We start from the raw sequence: 17,943 nt of genomic DNA, 5'->3' as shown, positions 1-17,943 counted from the left end.
GACATATGCCGCTCGCCCGATTCCGACTCCCCCATTTGTGACCCCCGTCACTCCGCTTCACGACGGGTCCTCGCCCTCTCGTTTCGAGGTTGTCCTCAACACGAGAAGGAGCAGGCACATGAACAGGATCGTGATCCTCGGCGCGGGGTACGCGGGCATGGCAGCGACCGTGAGCCTGGCCGCGCGCACGAAGCGCCGCGACGACGTACGTATCACCGTCGTCAGCGCCGACGAGCGGTTCACCGAGCGGCTCCGGTTGCACCAGACCGCGTCCGGGCAGCAGTTGGCCGATCTGCGCATCCCGCACCTCTTGGACGGCACCGGCGTGGACTTCGTGCACGGCTGGGTCACCGGCGTGGACGCTGCCGCGCGTACCGTCTGCGTCGACGACGAGCGGGTGCTGGAGTACGACCGGCTGGTCTACGCGCTCGGCTCGGTCGCCGACACCGCCGCGGTTCCCGGTGTCGACGACCACGCGTACACCCTGAACAGCGCCCACGACGCCGAGCTCCTGGCGCGGCGGCTGGCCGACCTGGGCACCGGGACCCTGGCCGTCTGTGGCAGCGGGCTGACCGGTGTCGAGGCGGCGGCCGAGATCGCCGAACGGCACCCCGCCCTGGACGTGGTGCTCATCGGCAGGCAGGAGCCGGGATCGACGATGGGCCCCAAGGCGAAGGCGTACGTGCAGAGCGCGCTCACCCGGCTCGGTGTGCGCGTCGTGAGCGGTGCCGAGATCGTCAAGGTGCGGCCCGAGGCGGTGGATCTCGCCGGCGGCGACAGCGTCCCGGCCGACCTGGTGCTGTGGACCAGCGGGGTGCGGGTGTCGCCGCTGGCGGCCGCGGGGGGCCTGCGGATCGACGAGCGCGGCCGCATCCTCACCGACGGAACGCTGCGGTCGGTGTCGCACCCCCAGGTGTACGCGATCGGCGACGCGGCCGCCATCCGGCAGGGCTACGGGGTCATGCACGGCACCTGCCAGGGTGGCATGCCGACCGGTGTGCACGCCGCGCTGTCGATCGCGCGTGAGCTGACCGGCCGACAGCCCGGACGGTTCCGGTTCGGGTACCTCCACGCCCCGGTCAGCCTGGGCCGGCACGACGCGGTCGTCCAGTTCACCCGTCCCGACGACAGCCCCAGGAGGTTCTGCCTGACCGGCCGCCCCGCCGTCTGGTACAAGGAGACCGTGAGCTCGTCGCCGTGGCCGTCGTTCGTTCGGCTGAAGAGGTTCCCGTCCGCGGGCCTGTTCGCGTGGCGTCGCGGCGGCCGGTACACCCGATGACCCTCGACCGGCGTGGGCAGGTGTTCGACGAGCATCGGAACCTGCTGTTCTCCGTGGCGTACCGCATCCTCGGCACCGCGGCCGACGCCGAGGACGCGGTCCAGGACGCCTGGCTGCGATGGTCGGCGGCCGACCGGTCGCGGGTGGCCGACCCCAAGGGATACCTGGCGCGGATCGTGTCGAACCTGGCGCTCGACCGGCTGCGGTCGGCCCAGGTCCGGCGGGAGACGTACGTCGGCCCGTGGCTTCCCGAGCCGATCCTGACCAGCACCGACACCGCCGACGACGTGGCCGCGGCGGACGCGGTGTCGATGGCCCTGCTCGTGGTGCTGGAGACGTTGACCCCGCTGGAGCGCGCGGTGTTCGTCCTGAGGGAGGCCTTCGGCTTCAGCTACGCCGAGATCGCCGAGGCCGTCGACCGCTCGGAGGACGCCGTACGCCAGGCCGCGCACCGTGCCCGCGGGCACGTGCAGGCCCGGCGGCCACGCTTCCCGGCCGATCAGGCGCGGCAGCGGAAGGTCACCGAGCGCTTCCTCAGCGCCGCCACCGGCGGCGACATCAACATGCTGATGCAGATGCTCGCACCGGACGTGACGCTGTGGACCGACGGCGGCGGCAAGGTCCGCCAGGCGATGCGGCCGGTCACCGGCGCGGAACGGGTCGCCGCCTGGTTCGCGGGCATCGCCGCCCGCCCCTACCAGGGCGTCGCGCCCGCCGACATGGCGGTCGAGGTGGTCGAGCTGAACGGCCGGGCGGGCATCGTGTTCAGCGGCGGTGGCCGCGTCATCGCCACGCTCACCCTCGACCTCGACGAGGACGGCCGCATCGCGGGCATCCACAACGTCGCCAACCCCGACAAGCTCCACGCCGTCGGCACCCGGACGGTCCACCGCATCGAGACCGGCCGCTAGTACGGTCCGGGCACCCACCGGGCGGGATCTTGATAGATTTCGCGCTTCGCCGGGATCGACAAGGGGATGGACATGTCCGACACGGGGGCCGGATCTGATTCAGGATCGACGGAGGACGGGGTGCGCCATCCGGACGCGGCATGGATGCCGCCGCCAGCCGGTGCGGCGCCCGAGCCGGCACCCATCCACGGCACGCGACCGCCGCAGGCGCCACGCACGGCAGGTGAGCCGTTCACGCCGTCCATCACGACCGCGCTGATCGGGACGCCGCTGCCAGCCGACCCGCCGCCATCCCGCCACCGCGGTCTGATCATCGCCGTCGTGACGCTGAGCGTACTGCTGCTGGTGGCCTGCTCGGGCCTGGTCGGTGGGGCCTTCCTCCTGCGCTCCACGGAGCGCGACGTGGCCAGGCCGGCGACCGAGACCGGGCGGCCGGCCGCGGCCGGTAGCTCGACCCCGAGCCCTGGCGCACCCGAGAGCGCGGAGCCGGTGCCGCTGGGGCCGCGGCCCAGCGACTTTCCCGCGGCCGAGATCTCCGATCTGAGCAACGTGTGCGACGGCATCCTCTTCTACCCTCAGTCGCCCAAGCGCACCGGCAAGGCCCCGCACCCGGTGGTACTGCTCATCGGCGACGGCCCGGGAGACCACCGCCGTCAGGACAACGGCTACTACTACGACGAGGGCCTGTCCAAGCGGGTGGAACAGACCTGGGCGTCGGAGGATCCGAAGGACGTGCAGATGGTCGCCTGCCTGGACCGGGTCAGCACCGGCGCGACGATCCGTCGGTGCACGTACGACGACCCGAAGCCGGAGACGTTGACGCTGCTGAAGGCCAGTTACCGCCTTCGGGTGTACGAGGTGGCGACCGGCCGGAAGCTGCTCGACAAGGCCATGGGCGGCGACGACCAGGCCTGCCCGTACGTCGTCCTGTTCGGTCCGGACAAGAAGATCTACGCCGAGGTCAGGCACCGGTCGCTGCTCGCCGCGCTGCGCAATCTGGTGAAGCGGTAGCTGACGGCTTCGGTTGGGGCGATCGATCGGGATGTGCGTGGCGTGTTGTCGCGCACGTGGGGACACTGCGTCGGTGACCGGTGCTGCACTGCCTCGACCGCTTCGACCTCGTGCCTTGGTGTCCGGCGATCTCGTCGTTGTCGCCTCGCTGTCCGGGCCGCTCCATGCCGCTTACGAGTCCGACCTCGAACAGGCGGTCGTCGTGCTCGAGCGGATGGGATTCCGGGTGCGTCGGGCACCGCTGCTCCAGGCAGGACGGCACCATTGGTGGAGCGCGGCCACGCCGGCGGAGATCGCCACGGAATTCAACGCTCTTCTGCGTGATCCTGAGGTGCGCGCCATCATCGCGCATGACGGCGGCCAGACGGCGCTCGGCTACCTCGACCTGATCGACGTCGAGGCGATCGCTGCCGACCCCAAGCCGATCCTCGGCTACAGCGACATCTCGTTGCTGCATCTGGTGCTCCATGCACGTACGGGTCTGGTCGGTTTTCACGCCGACCTGGCCACGCCCGGGCTGGGCGGGGCGTGGCAGGCTGCGCCCGCAGCGCGCCGAGCGGAACTTGAGAAGCTCTACTTGACGTTGCTGACCGGTACGGAGGCGATCGGTGCGCTGCCTGCCAGCCCGTCGTGGGAATGCTGGCGTGCCGGTCGTGCCGAAGGCCCGCTGATCGGCGGGGTGATCAATCGCATCGTACTGACGCAGGCGACGCCTTACGCGCTGCCGCTCGAATGGTTCGACGGCGCGGTGCTGTTCTGGGAGGAGATGGGCGGCCAGGCTTCGTACGTGTGGAGCTATCTGCAGGTGCTGCGGCACTGCGGCATCCTCGATCGGATCTCCGGCATGGTCGTGGGAGTCCCGTACGCGATCGACGGGCTCGGGGCGCCCGACGCGTCCCCGACCCTTGCCGAGATAGTCCTCGACGTCCTCGGCGACCGCGACATCCCGGTCCTGGGCAACGTCGAGTTCGGACACGCCGGCCCGAACCTGCCGATGCCGGTCGGCATCCGCGTCGGCCTCGACGCGCAGCAGCGGACGTTGTCACTACTCGAACCGGCGGTACGACCACACGCGACAGCGGGACCGGTCGGCTGAGCAACGCCGATCGGTGGGCCGCCATCTGCCCGGCCCGCCCACGCCGCGCCGGTGTCCGGTAGCCATCCCGGCAGGGTCCGTTTTCCCGCACGCGAGGGAGCGGTTCCCCCCTCGGAAGGGATGGATCCCCTACCCGCATCGCGGACCGTGAAGGTCACGCAGAGCCGCGGCCCCGCGGCCGGATCGGGAGGACGACCATGCGCAGAGCACTCGGATGGGGCATCGCCGCGGCGATGATGATGACGGTGGCACCCGCGGCTCCGGCCGGAGCTACGGACCGCGGAGCGGCGCGGGTGACCGGATCGGCGGAGTTCGTCCTGCCGTACGGGCAGGACGGCGACGTGCGCTCGTTCGCCTTCGACGCCCGGTCGGCGCCGTACAGCCGCCCGATCCCGCTTCCGGGCGGGGAGCAGGGATCGCCTGCGGACGCGACAGGCACGGTGCGGGTCGCGCACTGGCTGGCCACAGAAGACATCACCGTACGGTTCGAAGCGGCAGTCGACTGCATGATCACCAGCCCCGGTCATGCGACCCTGACGGGCATCGTCACCCGCGCCGACGGGAAAGCCAGCGAGTTCCTCGGCAAGCGGGTCGGTTTCAGCGTGCAGGACGGCGGCCGCGGTCGCGGCCGCGACCGGGTCGGCTTCACCTGGTCGGCGAGTGCCGACCAGAACGAGGCGGGCCAGTGGGGCCCGGCCCGAGTCGGTACATGCCTCGCGCCGGCTGCGTTCGCCACGGTGACTCGCGGGGATTACAGGGTGCGGCACGTCGAACTGACGGCGCCGCCTGCCGGCGACTGACCTCGACCACCCGGAACAGGACCACGGCGGGGCGAGAGGACCGCCCCGCCGTGGCGCGGCTGGGCTGACCGGCTGCCCCACACCGTCACCGCCTACGACGCCGGCACCCCTATCACGGCCGTTCCCGCCGCAGCACGACCGATCTGCGGGGTGCGTACCGCATGCGGTTCGCCGTCATCGTTGCGCAGACTGCCTGGCGTCAGAGCGATCCGGGGCGACCAGGGCGGCCAGGTAGTCGTCGAGGAGCTGGACCTGCCGCTGTGGCGGGAACGCTGCCGGGGCGAACAGGGCCTGAACCACCAGACCCAGTACGAAGGATTGAGCCCCGGCCGCGATCTCCCCAGGGTCGCCGATGCGCAGTTCGCCGAGCTCCTGGGCCGCGGCCACCCGCTCGCTCAGCCTGTCACGACTTGCGGCGTACTTGCGGCCGTAGTCGGCGCTCAAATCGGGGTCGGAGAGTGCGGCGTCCCAGGAGGACACCCAGATCCGGTTGCTGTCGGTGGCTTCGGAAGTCAACGGGAGCATGTCCAACAGCGCGTCCCGTAGGGCGGCCATACCTCTGCCCGAGTCGCGGCGAGGGCGGGAGAGCGTGCGCTGTTCGAGCAGGTCGAGGGCGTACTCCACCAGGGCGCGCTTGGTGGGGAAGTAGTGCGTGAGCAGGCCGGTGGTCGCGTCGAGTTCGGCGGCGACGGCGCGCAGGGTCAGGCCGGTGAAGCCGCGTGCGGCCATGACCTGCCAGACCGCTTCGGAGACATCGCGTCGGCGTGCCTCGTGATCTCCCTTGGTACGTGGCATGCCACCACGGTACATTTCCACAACATCTGTTATGCAAATGAGGAGTCTCAATGTTCTCGCTGCCGCTGCGCGACGACGCCTGTCTCCGCCCGCTGGAGGTCTGGCACGCCGAAGAGTTCGCCGACCACCTCGACCGCGCGCGTGAGCACATTCGCCCGTGGGTCGGGCCTGCGTTCGTCACCGATGACCTGCGCGGGGCACGGGCCACACTTCAGCGGTATGCGGAACGCCAGGCGGGCGACGGTGCCCGTCTGTACGGCATCTGGCGGTGCGGGGCGCTGGTCGGCGGCGTGATGTTCACCGACTTCAACGCCGCTGTCGGCTCGTGCGAGATCGGTTGCTGGCTGGAGCCGTCCGCCGAGGGCCACGGCCTGGTCACACAAGCCTGTGGCGCGTTGCTGGACTGGGCGTTCACGTCCCGAGGGCTGCACCGGGCCGAGTGGCATTGCCGGGCCGACAACGATCGCAGCTCCGCGGTGGCCAAGCGGCTCGGGATGACTCTGGAAGGGGTACGCCGCGAGGCATGGCCGTACGGGGGCGTGCGCTACGACAAGCAACTCTGGGCGGTCCTCGCTCCCGAATGGGGGGCCTTGGGCCAGTGAGGTCAGGTGGCCTGCTGACGCGCGAGAGGTCGAAGGCTCGTGGGGCCGCAGTCGTTGCCATCCTTCCGGCGGCGATCTAGCCGGACGTGTCACCCACGTTCTGACATTCGGCGACGACGGTTGGGAACCGGACGACACCATGTCCCGAGCGGCATGGCGCGCTGCGCAGATCGAGGTGACAGATTCGAATTCACTGTTGGCGTCGCAGCCGTTCTCCGGAACCCACTCGATCATCGACATGACCGGGGTCTCGGCCACATCGGCACCGCACATGGTGGCACCGGTGCCAGCCGAGGAACTGGACGAGCTGTTCGGTACACGCCGACCGGCTGCCACCACGGTTGCCGAGGCGATCGAGAACAGCACCCTCACTGGCCTTGAGCGATGGCACGGCCGCTACGTGATCGGGTACGACGGCGACGTGCCGCGCGCAATCTACTTCGTGGGGTACAGCGGCGACTGACCTGACGCACGCGGCCCACAGCGACCCTTGTGACTGCCACGCCCGATCGTCCGGCAAGTGGGTCATCGCAAGCTCGGCACCGCGGCAAGGTGATTCCGAGTGCCAGGCGAAGGGAGCCCCTCTGCTCTCCGGCCTGCCGATACCAGAAGCGAGAGATGCCGCCGCCGACGGCAGGCTTGCGCTCGGCGGGTGTTTCCTCCCCCAGGAACCGCCGAACTGGCAATGCAAACGGCGGCACCGATGGCGCGACGCCGATGAGAAGACATGGCAGAACGAACTCCTTGCCGTGCTGATCGCATACGGCTACACCGAGCTGGACAGCGAACCTTGAACGGCGCCAGGCAGGCTACTCGCGGTCGCATACATCACGGCGACGCCCCCGTACGTACGCAGGATGCCGGCGAGTCCGACGTTCGCTTCATGACCAGGTCCCAACAACGAGCGAGGTGGCAACTAGGAGGTCGAACGGCATGCAGAACCGTACGAGCCATTTCGGTACGACGCGGCCGTCACGGTGGGCGAAGTCCCACGCGGCGTGGGCCAGCCAGCCTGCCGCGACCACATGGCGGCCGAGTGCCGGATCCACGACCAGTGCAACCACCGACAGTGCGGTGAAGCAGACCAGCCCGACGGCTTGGATCCGCATCGCGACGGACCGGTCCGCACCATGCCGGAAGGTGGCGAAGATCAGGTAGATGAGGGCGAGCAGAGGGGGGATGAACGTTGTCGGGCTGTACGGGTCGAAGGGGCCCCTGGCAGTCAGCTCGATCGCCCCGAGCGCAACGCCCAACCACAGCGCGGGGCTCCGCAGCACGGCAACAGCAGGGGAGGCGGCTTTGTGGATCACTGTTTCTGTCATGGATCCAGGTTGCGGACTTGGGCACACAACGGCCAGCCTCCTGTTGTCACCAGTCAGTCGTGCGGATTTCACAGTTCACCCGTGCATCCAACGGAGAGCCATCGTGCGGTTTTCCTCGTAGCGTGGAGGTCAGAACGTGAGGGACGGCTGTCGCTACCCGGTCAGGCACCCGGCCGGCGGCATGACCGGTAACGCGATACCGAGCGACCAGCGCCGCCATGACAGTCCGTCTTACGCCGCGACCACAGCCCCTTTCGCACGCGGCAATCTCGTTCCCTTGGGAGGTGACGGGTGCGTAAGGCTGGCGGGCACAAGGGTCGGCTCGACGCGGCGACCTTCGCGAGACCAGGACGGGGCAGGACATGGACCACGGCACCCGCGACGAGGTGCTCGGCCGCCTGGCGGAGGCAGTCGGATCCGTCACCGTCGCACACCCGACGCGGGTTGCCATCGACGGACCGCCCGCCGCCGGCAAGACCACGCTCGCCGACGAGCTGGCCGTCGTCTTGCGCACACAGGGCCGCAACGTCATCCGCGCGACGATCGACGATTTCCTCTTCCCCCGGGCACAGCGCTATCCGCGCGGCGAGTACTCGGCCGAAGGCTGCTACTTCGACACCCACGACTACGACGCGCTCAACCGGGTTCTGCTCGATCCGCTCGGTCCGGCAGGAGATCGGCGCTTCCAACACGCGGTCTACGACCGCACCGCGGATGCCGCCCTGTCCCCACCGATCAGGACTGCCCCCGCCAACGCCGTACTGGTCTTCGACGGCGTCTTCCTCATGCGCCCGGAACTGATTGATCGGTGGGACCTGCGCATCTTCGTGTCGACCGCGCTCGAGAAGACCGTGGATCGCGCCGTGATCCGAGAGCGCCGGGTGTCATCCCGGGCCGAGGTCGAACGGCGCTGGCGCGAGCGTTACATCCCCTCCCAACAGCTCTACTTCGCTACGGTCCGCCCGACCGATCACGTCGACATCATCGTGCACAACGACGAGCCGCAGCAGCCGGTCTGGGAGACCCGAACACACTGACCGCACCCAATTCGGCCAGGTGCGGACGTCGGCGGCAGTCCACGTCGGCTGCGGTCCGTGATGTGCTGCGGCCGCGGGCCGGCGCGCGGCGGAAGAACTCGCCAAGACCGGAGTTCGCGCCGACCGCACCGCCGCCGACCTCCCCGGTTCGGCGCAGCTGCGCCATTCCGCAGGCGCCGGCTCGAAGGGGCCGAGGTTCTACGACTGGGCGTAGCTCGATGACGTGTGCACCAACCCTGACGACGACAGCGGGTGGGTGAGGGCCCCTCAATCCGCCTTCTGAAGCTTCTCGGCGAACATCACGAGAATGCCGCTGGGCCCGCGGAGATAGGTGAGCTTGTAGACATCGTCGTACGTGGCGACGCCGCGGAGCGGGTGACAGCCGTGCCTGGCGGCGACCTCGAGGGCGGCGTCGATGTCGTCCACGGCGAAGCAGACGCGGTGCATGCCGATGGTGTTCGGTTGGACGGGCTCGGCTTCGATCGCGTCCGGGTGCACGTACTGGAACATCTCGATGCGACCGTTGCCGTCGGGTGTCTGGAGCACGGCGATGTCCGCGGTGTTGCCGTCCAGACCCACGGCGGTGTCAGCCCACTCGCCGCTGATCCGGGCGCGTCCGAGCACCGTCAGGCCGAGGTCGGTGAAGAAGGCGATCGTGGCTTCCAGGTCGCGGACAGCGATGCCGACGTTGTCGAGTCTGATGGACACGGAATCTCTCCTATGTCGGGCCCCGGCCGGAATGAGGTGCCTGCCGGCGGAGGGCTTCGGTGCGGGTGTCGTCGGCGGCCAGGCGCTGGCGTAGTGGGTCCTGGCGGATTCGTGACAGCGCTTTTGTCAGTCCGTCGCCGACATTTCCGGGGGATCGGTCAGGACGGTGGGAACGAACTCCAAGAGTTGGAGCGCGCCGTCGAAGGTGCGCGAGTCGACCATCTGCAGTGCCACGTCAGGCCATCCGTCGTAGATCCGGTCCCTGCCGGTCACCCCGTTGACGACGGGGAACACCACCACCCGGTACCGGTCAACCAGCCCCGCTTTCAGCAGTGACCGGCACAGGCCGGGGCTGCCGATGGTGCGCAGCGGAAACTGGCCGTCCTGCTTCATCGACCGGACCACCTCCACCGCGTCCTGATCCACCAGCCTCGTGTTGGCCCAGCTCAGCGGGGCAGCCAAGGAGCGGGAGAACACGACCTTCGGGATGGCCGCGAGCTGCTCGATCCCCTCCTGGCTGGACTCGGCGAAGCCGGCGAACAAGCGGTACGTGTTCGCCCCCATCAGCAGGGTGTATTCACTCTTGGCGTCCTCGCCGAGCCACGCGAGGTACTCCGGACCCCCCAGGCCCCACAAGCCCGGCCAGCCCTCGGCCGCACCGTACCCGTCCAGTGAGGTGATGTAGTCGACCATTAGTGCCGGCATATCAATGCCTTCCGTGTCATGCCTGCAGGTCTCAACAGTGTTGACCTGTCAACGCCGCGCGACTCGTCGCGCCGCGCCATCCTGCGCACGTTACGCCGGTCATGCGGGCCCCACCGTCCGTGGCCGCACTCTCCGCGAGCTCGATGTCCTCGGCGATGTCCGGGCTGGTCAGCAAGGGCTCGGGCAGCCCCTAGCCACTAGCCCACGTACTCCTCGCGCTTGCTGCGCGAGCGCGCGCAGCCGGTCGAGGCAGAGCCGGGTCACGGTCCGCACGAGGTACGCCCGGGGGTCCCGTAGCGTTCGGCGTCGACCGAGGCTGCCCACCGCAGCCAGGTCTCCTGCACCACGTCCTCGGCGTCGGCGACCGAGCCGAGCATCTCGTAGGCGACGGTGAACAGCAGGCTGCGGTGGGCGACGAAGGGGTCCTCGCTCATGACGCGGACGGTACCGCCGGTCGCTCGGCCAGCGGCTTCAAGCCGCATGCGGCGGCGAAGCCATCGGACTCGATGCCGAGCGCCACGTTGCCACGCGTGCTCATGTTCGCGAATGCGATCACCGAGGTGAGCTCGACCACGGCGGCAGGCCCCAGCTGGGCGTGCAGCCGGTCCACCAACTCGTCGGTCACGGTCGGCGGTGTCTGGCTCATCGCCTCGGCGTACTCCAGGACGTCACGCTCCAACGGAGTGAAGACGTCCGCCTCCCGCCACCGCGGGATCTCGCGCGCCTTCTCCACGTCGAGCCCCTTGTTGCGGGTCTCGAAATAGTTGAAGTCCAGGCACCACGTGCAGCCGACCAGCGACGCGACCGCCATGTGGGCGAACGACTTCAAGCCCTCGTCACAGGCGTCCCACTTCTGCAGCTTGCCGCCCAAGCCGAAGCTGGCGAACAGCACCTTGGGGTTGTGCCAGTAGACGCCCACCGCCGTCGGCACCTTGCCTAGCTTCTTCTCGATCATCCGCTTGATCAGCCTTCCCCTGACGCCGGTGATCTCCGCCGCAGGGATGCGGGTCGTGTGCTCCACGTTTCCTCCTGTGTCGCTGACTGCGCCGACGGGTTGCTGTCGTCGCGCCATAAAGACACCGGCTCGGCCGCAGATGTGACATCGCACCCGAGGAAAGATCACGGCCTTGCCCGCGGCGGCGTCCTCGGTGCCGGGGCGGTCGATCATCAGGCCATCTCCACTCGAAGGGCCCTCCTGTGGCGGCCGGTTGACACGATGGCCCGATGGCGACAGAGCCCTATGGACCACCGACGGATTTCGCCAGCCATGGTGCGGCTCCTCCGAATCCCTACGGTGCCTACCAGTCTGCTGATGGGTTGGGCGGGATAGCGGCACCACTGCTGGCGGCGGCAGCCGTCACGCTGCTCGGACTGGTGCTGCAGATCGAGAATGCCCTGAGGTGGCCGAGCCTGTCCCTGCTGCTGTTCGGGGCGGCGATCATCCTGCTGTTGCGGGCGGTCCAGTCGCACGCCCGCGCTCGTGGCTATTCGGTGACGCCGAGCGAAGCTCTCGCCTGGTATCCGGACGCCGCAGACCTGCAGCGGCGTCGTGTCGTCCAGTGGGAGTTGCGACGGCACCAGGCCGCGTGGCGGTTCTGGATCGGCCGTGCCCGCCGCCACTACAACCTGGGGGTCCTGTTTCTGCTGATCGGCGCGGCAGTTCTCCTGGTGCCGGCTGATCCGCAGGACTTGACCGGTACGCGGTGGGCAGCGATCGCCGTACTCGGGTGGGGATGCGTGGCGGAGACCATGGCGATCCTGATCGCCTGGCGTCGCCCTGGTTGGTGGGCACGGTGGTGGGCCGCGGACGCGGATCGCCGCCGCCCGGCGCGGTGGCTCAACCGGTTGGTCCGCTGGGTCGCCCCGCCGGATCCCCCGGTCCCTCCGCAGGATCCGGACCGGCCCGAACATTCGCGTTCCGGGCCGGCGGATCCGCCCGGCGACGGTCGGGCCGCTGACGGTGATCCGACACCACAGCCGGCTGGCTGACCCGACCGGGCATTCTCCGGCGGGTCGCCGCTGTTCTGCACAGCGGCGGTACGGGCAGGTCGTCCGGGTGCCGCCGCGCTACCTAAGCCGGTCGGGTCTTTCCTGCCAGATACCGGTGAACCGGCAGGTGTCGAGGTGTCTGGCCTCGGGCGGGACCTGACAGATGGGACACCGATCGGGCTGTTCCGGTGGCCAGTCACGGCTGGGTTCCTCTTCGGTCACCGTGCCAGTGTGGAGGCACACCGTTCACCCGACAACCGCCCTTTCAGCGATGGGAGAGCGCCATGGTTGACACCGCCCCGCAGACGTCGGTACGACGGTTGGACCTCTGCGCCGTCGACGTGATCGATCCGCTGCACTGGCGATGGGTGCTGGTCGATCCGGGCACCGGACGGCAGCTCGCCGAACACGCCGTCACACTCGACCGGCGGCGCTGGGAGGTTGCTGCCTTCACCGACCTGCACGCGTACCTGAGCTGGCGCGCGGAGCCGGACCGGCGGGTGGCGAGTGCGGCCGAGGTCGTGGCTCGGCTCGGCGGGTTCATCGCGCTGGAGGTCCTCGGCCCGGGGGTCATGGCGGAGCTTGGCGGACACACTCCGGTGCGCCTGCGGATTCGGGTGGCTGAGGCGACGTTCCTGACCGCGCTCCCCTTGGAGCTGGCCCACCTGGACGGCGTCCCACTGGCCCGGAGCGAAAGGGTGCAGGTGTCGTTCACGGTCACCGCTGACAGCGCCCCCACGACGATGCCATCGGCTACCGGTGTACGGCTCCTGGCGGTGTTCAGCCTGCCCACCGGAACGACCGCGTTGCGGTTGCGCTCGGAGCGGCAGCAGCTGACCAGCCTGATCCGCAAGCTGGACCGCCCGGTCGATGTGGAGATCGTTCAGTGGGGCGTGACCCGCGAGGTGCTGGCCGACCGGATGGCACGCGACGGTGGCCCCGACGTGCTGCACCTGTCCGGCCACGGGCGGCAGAGCGGGTTGCTGCTCGAAGGTCCGGGCGGTGCGCCGGACGAGATCGACGCCTCGTCCCTGGTGGACCTGCTCCGTCCGGGCGGTGGCCGGCTGCGGCTGGTATTCGTCTCGGCGTGCGAGTCGGCGGCTGCGCCACCGCGCTGGGTGGATCTCGACCAGCCCGGGACTCAGGTGACGGACCTCGCCGCTGTGCCGGCCAGTCTGGGGGTGCGGCTGGCCCGGGAGCTGGATTGCACAGTGTTGGCCATGCGCTACCCGGTGACCGACGATGTCGCCGGCGACGTGGCCATCGCCTTCTACACCGCCTTGTTCGACGGCGGATCGGATGCCGGCACGGCGGCGGCGCAGGCGGTCCGGAAGGTCGCTGCGGCGGGCGTGTCGGCGGCCCGGCCGGCGCTGTCGCTGGCAGCGCCGGTGCTGATCGGTCCGGACGACGTCACCGTGGTCGGAGCGGACCTGCTGGTCGCGCCGGCAATCACAGAGCCGGTCGCCGTCGACCCGCTGGCGGGCTTCACCTCACCGTCGACCGGGTCCATGCCCGCGGCGCCGGACCGGTTCGTCGGTCGGGAGCAGGTGATGACGGTCGCGGGGGCCGGGCTGCGACCGGACAGCGGCAACCGGGTCATCGTCCTGACCGGGATGGCGGCGGTGGGCAAGACGGCCTGCGCGGTGGAACTCGTGCACCGGCATCGGGACGACTTCGACAGGGTGGTGTTCTGGTCCGCTCCCGAGCGGGACGCCGACCAGCAGGACACGGTGGCTGCCTTCGTCGATGCCGTGGGTTGTGACGTCGGTGACGCCGTGGCCTCCCCGCTCGTCGCGGCCGACGATCAGCAGGGGTGGCTGGAGGCGGCCGCCGATCTGTTCGACCGGTGCGACCGGCACCGGACCCTGCTCGTGCTGGACAATGCCGAGTCGCTCCTGACTGCGGGCGGGCAGTGGCGTGATCGACGTTGGTCGGACCTGCTCACCGTGCTCGCTGCCCGCTCGGGACCGACCCGGCTGCTGGTTACCAGCCGGATCCGGCCGGCCGCGCCCACCGGTGCCGGGGTACGCCAGATGAGCGTCGAACCGCTGTCCGACAGCGAGGCGCGTGTCCTGGTCCGGCAACTGCCCAACCTTCGGCGGCTGCTGCACATCGACGATCCCGCCGGCCGACCCGGTTCGGCCGGGTCCACGTCGGCGGACGAATCGGCGCACCGCCTGGACAGGGCGCTGGTGACTGCCGTGCTGGCCGCCGCGCAGGGTCATCCGAAGCTGCTGGAGCTGGCCGACGCCGCGGCGGTCGACCCGGCGGAGCTGGCGCGCCTGCTCCAGGTGACCGGCCAGCCGGCCGGCGGCGAGCAGTGGCTCGGCGACACGCTGACGGGCTGGACCCGGGAAACGACGCGGCGGCTCGATCCGGCGGCGCTGCTGATGGTGCAGATGCTCGCGGCGGTCGAGCCGGCACACCGTTTCCCCGGCACCCTCCGCGTTGTCTGGGCGGACGTTTGGGAGACGGTGGGTCGGCAGGGCGCGGCCCCACCGTCCGACGCGATGCTGTCCGTGCTCGCCGCCGCGGCGTTGACCCAGCGGCGGACACTCGTGGGCACCTCGATGCCGGCAGGTGTCGACGTGACAGGTGCCACCGACGTGATCCGGTACGACCTGCACCCGACCGTCGCTGCGACGGTACGGGCCGACACGCCGGCGCACGTCGCCAGCGCGGTGGACCTCGTTCTTGCCGACGCCTGGCACCAGATCGCCCAGGCGCAGGAAGACCGCGGCGACCGGGAAAGCACCTCGGTGGTGGTCGGCGCGTTTCTCGCGGCGGTGCCGTACCTGCTCCGGCAGTCACGCTTCGCCCGCGCGGCCGGATGCCTCGGCGCGGCGCTGGTCCGCCACACCAGTCCGCGGACCGCGCGGATCGCCCTGTCCTACGCCGCTGCCCTGGACCCCGCCACACCCGGACGGGACCTGGTCGTCGCCAAGGCGCTGCAACCCCTGGACCCGGTCGAGGCGGAGCGGCTGCTGCGGCAGGCGTTGTCCGATCCTGATGAGGAGACGGCAGCGGTCGCCGCCAACGCCTTGGCCAACCAGTTGCACCAGCAGGGACGGCTCGCCGAAGCGTTGGAGCTGGCCGAGCGACATGAGCAGTTGGTCCAGCGCGCGGGTCCATGGAGACGGGCCGGAGCCCGGGTGACGCGGCTGCAGGTGCTGCACGAGAGCGGCCAGGCCGGGCAGGCACTGACCGAGGTGACCAAGGTCCTCGACGAGCTGCGTACGTTGTCGACGGAGCCGACCGCGCCCGACGGGCCGCCGCAGGGCGAAGTGGCCTGGATCGTTCGGCAGGCGGCCCTCAGCCTCGCGGTGAGTGCCGCCCTGACCCTGGAACTGTGGCAGGTCGCGCTCGACCACAACCAGCTTCTCCTCGACAGCGTCCAGCGGCGGGGTGCCGCCGAGGCGGAGGTCGCGTTCTTCTGGTTCAACGACGCCAACGCACTGATCCAGCTTGGTCGTTTCGACGAGGCCCGGAAGGTGCTGACGTACTGCCAGCGGGTCTTCGACGATCACGGCGCGGAGCTGAGCCTGTCCCGGGTGATCGGCACCCAGGCCCTGCTCGCCGCGAAGCAGGGCAACCTGACCGAGGCGGTGGCCCTGGAACAGACCGCGCTGCGGCTGGGCTACCGGCATCCGCTCGCCGCCGACCTCGCCGCTGGACACCAACTGCTCGGCAACCATCTCGGGAAACTCGGCACCGATCCGGCCGGACAGCTCGGCCACCATCTGGCCGCCGCGCTGTTGACCCGGATCACCGGGTCGGCCCTGCTGTCCCGGTTCCTGCACACGGTCGCCACCGATCTGCACACCTACGGGCAGAGCCGGCTGCCGGCCGACCTCGCGACGCTGGCGGCCCGGGTCGAGCGGGTCGACGGCGTACGCTTCCGCGAGGTGGTCCACGCGCTGCTCGCCGCCGATCCGGCGGAACAGGACCGCATCTTTCGGGGGGCCGAGGCGTCGGAGCAGTGTCGAAGCCGGGCCGAGGAACAGTTCCGTGGACTGCTCGCTGACGTCCGGCGTGCCGCCGAAGAGCAGGGCTTCGACCTCACCGGCAACCTGCCGCGCTGGGAGGGTCTGATGTCGATGATCGCCATGGCGGCGGCGGGTGACGCGCAGGCGGACCGCCAGCTCACCGCGATCCTGCAGCGGATGAATCCGGGAACCGACGCGGGAGGGCTGGCCGCGGCGATCCGCCGGGTTGTCGGCGGCGAGCGGGACGATGCCGCTCTGATCGCCGAGCTTCATCCCGCCGATGCCGCCGTCATCCGCCGCGTGTTGGAGACGATTCGGTGGCGGGACAAGGTACGGGGCTGCCCGGAGGAGGATCGGTTGACCCTTACCGAGGCGGACTACCGCGCTGCGGTGGACGCTGACGATCACGTACGGGCGGGTCTGCGGGCGGCGGAGCTCAGCGGCCTGCTGCGCGTCCGCAGGCAATTCACCGAGGCGCTGCCGTACGCCGATCAGGGCATCTCGCATCGCCGGCGGGCCGGATTCGGGCCGTGGAGCCAGCGATTCGACCTCGGGCGGCGGCTGCAGCTCCTCAACGACCTGTGCCGTTGGGAGGAGGTCCTCGCGGAGCTGGCACCGCTGCGGGACGAGTTGCGCGGCGAGCCGGACCTACCCAGCCGCACCGACCCGGTGAACCCGTCCACGGTGCGAAACCAGCTGCTGACCCTCGGCCTGCTGGCCGCAGCGGCCCTGCGGGACTGGGAGTTGGCCCTCGACTTCCACGACGATCTCGCGGCGGACATGCAGCTGCGCGGCGCGAGTCGCGTCGAGCTCGCCCTGCACATGCTGGAGCGGGTCACGCTGCTGATCCCTCTTCGACGCACCGCCGAGGTCGCAGAGGTGTACGACGAGGTGCGAGCGGTGATCTCGGGCAACCTGGACGCGGAGACTCGGGCGCGGTTCGACGTGGCGTTGGACCGGGCCGCGAGATCGCTGGCGCCGGAGGCCCCGTGGCGCCTGCAGGCGCTGGCCGACGCGTACGAGGGGATGGACAGCCAGGATGTCAGCCTTCCACTGATCGCCCTGGAGCACTACTACTTCGCGATCGGTGACGGACCGGCCAGGACGCCGACCGCCAAGGCGTCGCATCTGCTCGCTTCGGCGGTCGTCTGCAGGCTGGACGGTCAGGACGCCTCGGCCGACGCGACAGTCCGGTACGTGGCACCGCACCTGTACCAGCCGGACGGCGCCCGGGCCACTCCCACCCTGGACAGCATCGTCGCCGTGGTGGAGGAGGTGCCCGGCGTACGGTTCAGGGAACTTGTCACGCAGGTGATCGGCACCCCGCGCCGGGCGGCGGCGGCGGTCGCCGATGCGGTGCAAGCCGCATACCGGATCCCGGTAGCCGAGTTGTTCGGCCTGGACCAGGTGGTCGCGGACCACGAGACGGCGATCGCCGCGGTGGCGGCCGCCTACACCGGCAGGCCGCGGGAGCGAACGGCCTGCGAACCGATCCTCGCCAAGTTGGCGGCGAAGCCGGACGGGGCGCCACTCGCTGCGGCGTTACGCCGGGCGGCGGCCGGAAACCTGCTGTCGGTGGACGAGCAGGAGGCGATGCACCCGGTCCACGCGGCGATCATCGGCGCGCTGCGCAGCAGGATCGCACGCATCAGCCGTCAGCGGTGACCCATCCCCGCGCGGTTGGCGCCGCTGACCTAAGCCG

The 17,943-nt window shown here is 70.2% G+C and carries 16 protein-coding genes; 10 read left to right on the top strand and 6 right to left on the bottom strand.

The window, feature by feature from the left end; genetic code table 11:
* The first annotated feature begins 118 nt into the window (after positions 1-118).
* From ACIBR0_RS23860 to ACIBR0_RS23840, 5 genes are all read left to right on the top strand, one after another.
* Positions 119-1,279 (top strand): NAD(P)/FAD-dependent oxidoreductase, encoded by a 1,161-nt coding sequence (locus tag ACIBR0_RS23860; protein ID WP_396719168.1) that lies wholly within the window; start codon positions 119-121, stop codon positions 1,277-1,279.
* A complete protein-coding gene (locus ACIBR0_RS23855; protein ID WP_396719166.1) occupies positions 1,276-2,190 on the top strand; it encodes an RNA polymerase sigma-70 factor in 915 nt (304 codons plus the stop codon). Before ACIBR0_RS23860 ends, ACIBR0_RS23855 begins: the two co-directional genes overlap by 4 nt.
* A 321-nt stretch (positions 2,191-2,511) precedes the next feature.
* Complete coding sequence (locus ACIBR0_RS23850; RefSeq protein WP_396719164.1) at positions 2,512-3,201, top strand: hypothetical protein; 690 nt, start codon at positions 2,512-2,514, stop codon at positions 3,199-3,201.
* A gap of 118 nt (positions 3,202-3,319) precedes the next feature.
* Complete coding sequence (locus ACIBR0_RS23845) at positions 3,320-4,297, top strand: LD-carboxypeptidase (RefSeq protein ID WP_396719162.1); 978 nt, start codon at positions 3,320-3,322, stop codon at positions 4,295-4,297.
* A gap of 197 nt (positions 4,298-4,494) precedes the next feature.
* Positions 4,495-5,097, top strand: coding sequence for a hypothetical protein (locus tag ACIBR0_RS23840; protein WP_396719160.1), 603 nt, complete (start codon positions 4,495-4,497; stop codon positions 5,095-5,097).
* Positions 5,098-5,271: 174 nt separating this feature from the next.
* Here ACIBR0_RS23840 and ACIBR0_RS23835 read toward each other — a convergent pair whose 3' ends face one another.
* Complete coding sequence (locus tag ACIBR0_RS23835; RefSeq protein WP_396719158.1) at positions 5,272-5,892, bottom strand: TetR/AcrR family transcriptional regulator; 621 nt, start codon at positions 5,890-5,892, stop codon at positions 5,272-5,274.
* 50 nt (positions 5,893-5,942) lie between these two features.
* Between ACIBR0_RS23835 and ACIBR0_RS23830 the strand changes: the two genes are divergently transcribed.
* Entirely contained in the window at positions 5,943-6,494 is a 552-nt protein-coding gene (locus ACIBR0_RS23830; RefSeq protein ID WP_396719156.1) for a GNAT family N-acetyltransferase, read from the top strand.
* A gap of 139 nt (positions 6,495-6,633) precedes the next feature.
* Positions 6,634-6,957 carry a hypothetical protein gene (locus tag ACIBR0_RS23825; RefSeq protein ID WP_396719154.1) on the top strand — a complete coding sequence of 108 codons (324 nt, stop codon included), beginning with the start codon at positions 6,634-6,636 and terminating at the stop codon, positions 6,955-6,957.
* A 418-nt stretch (positions 6,958-7,375) separates the two neighbouring features.
* On the opposite strand, the gene ACIBR0_RS23820 is transcribed toward ACIBR0_RS23825, so the two are convergent.
* On the bottom strand, positions 7,376-7,816 hold the full coding sequence (locus ACIBR0_RS23820) for a hypothetical protein (RefSeq protein ID WP_396719153.1): 441 nt from the start codon (positions 7,814-7,816) through the stop codon (positions 7,376-7,378).
* Between the two features lie 362 nt (positions 7,817-8,178).
* On the opposite strand from ACIBR0_RS23820, the gene ACIBR0_RS23815 reads away from it, so the two are divergent.
* Positions 8,179-8,853, top strand: a complete 675-nt coding sequence (locus ACIBR0_RS23815; protein ID WP_396719151.1) for a cytidylate kinase family protein — start codon at positions 8,179-8,181, stop codon at positions 8,851-8,853.
* A 267-nt stretch (positions 8,854-9,120) separates the two neighbouring features.
* Here ACIBR0_RS23815 and ACIBR0_RS23810 read toward each other — a convergent pair whose 3' ends face one another.
* From ACIBR0_RS23810 to ACIBR0_RS23795, 4 genes are all read right to left on the bottom strand, one after another.
* Positions 9,121-9,561: a VOC family protein gene (locus tag ACIBR0_RS23810; RefSeq protein WP_396719149.1), complete on the bottom strand. Its 441-nt coding sequence runs from the start codon at positions 9,559-9,561 to the stop codon at positions 9,121-9,123.
* Positions 9,562-9,687: 126 nt separating this feature from the next.
* Positions 9,688-10,254 (bottom strand): dihydrofolate reductase family protein, encoded by a 567-nt coding sequence (locus tag ACIBR0_RS23805; RefSeq protein ID WP_396719147.1) that lies wholly within the window; start codon positions 10,252-10,254, stop codon positions 9,688-9,690.
* 272 nt (positions 10,255-10,526) lie between these two features.
* Positions 10,527-10,700 (bottom strand): sigma factor, encoded by a 174-nt coding sequence (locus ACIBR0_RS23800; protein WP_396719145.1) that lies wholly within the window; start codon positions 10,698-10,700, stop codon positions 10,527-10,529.
* A complete protein-coding gene (locus tag ACIBR0_RS23795; protein WP_396719143.1) occupies positions 10,697-11,434 on the bottom strand; it encodes a carboxymuconolactone decarboxylase family protein in 738 nt (245 codons plus the stop codon). The genes ACIBR0_RS23800 and ACIBR0_RS23795 overlap by 4 nt, the downstream gene beginning before the upstream one ends.
* Before the next feature lie 56 nt (positions 11,435-11,490).
* Between ACIBR0_RS23795 and ACIBR0_RS23790 the strand changes: the two genes are divergently transcribed.
* Positions 11,491-12,255, top strand: a complete 765-nt coding sequence (locus ACIBR0_RS23790) for a hypothetical protein (protein ID WP_396719141.1) — start codon at positions 11,491-11,493, stop codon at positions 12,253-12,255.
* A gap of 284 nt (positions 12,256-12,539) precedes the next feature.
* Positions 12,540-17,906, top strand: coding sequence for a hypothetical protein (locus tag ACIBR0_RS23785; RefSeq protein WP_396719139.1), 5,367 nt, complete (start codon positions 12,540-12,542; stop codon positions 17,904-17,906).
* Positions 17,907-17,943 lie beyond the last annotated feature (37 nt).

The sequence above is a fragment of the Micromonospora sp. NPDC049497 genome (genome assembly GCF_044465805.1).
In the GTDB taxonomy this organism is placed as follows: domain Bacteria; phylum Actinomycetota; class Actinomycetes; order Mycobacteriales; family Micromonosporaceae; genus Micromonospora.
Note: the sequence above shows the minus strand (reverse complement) of the source record. Positions and strands in the feature narration are given on the sequence as shown.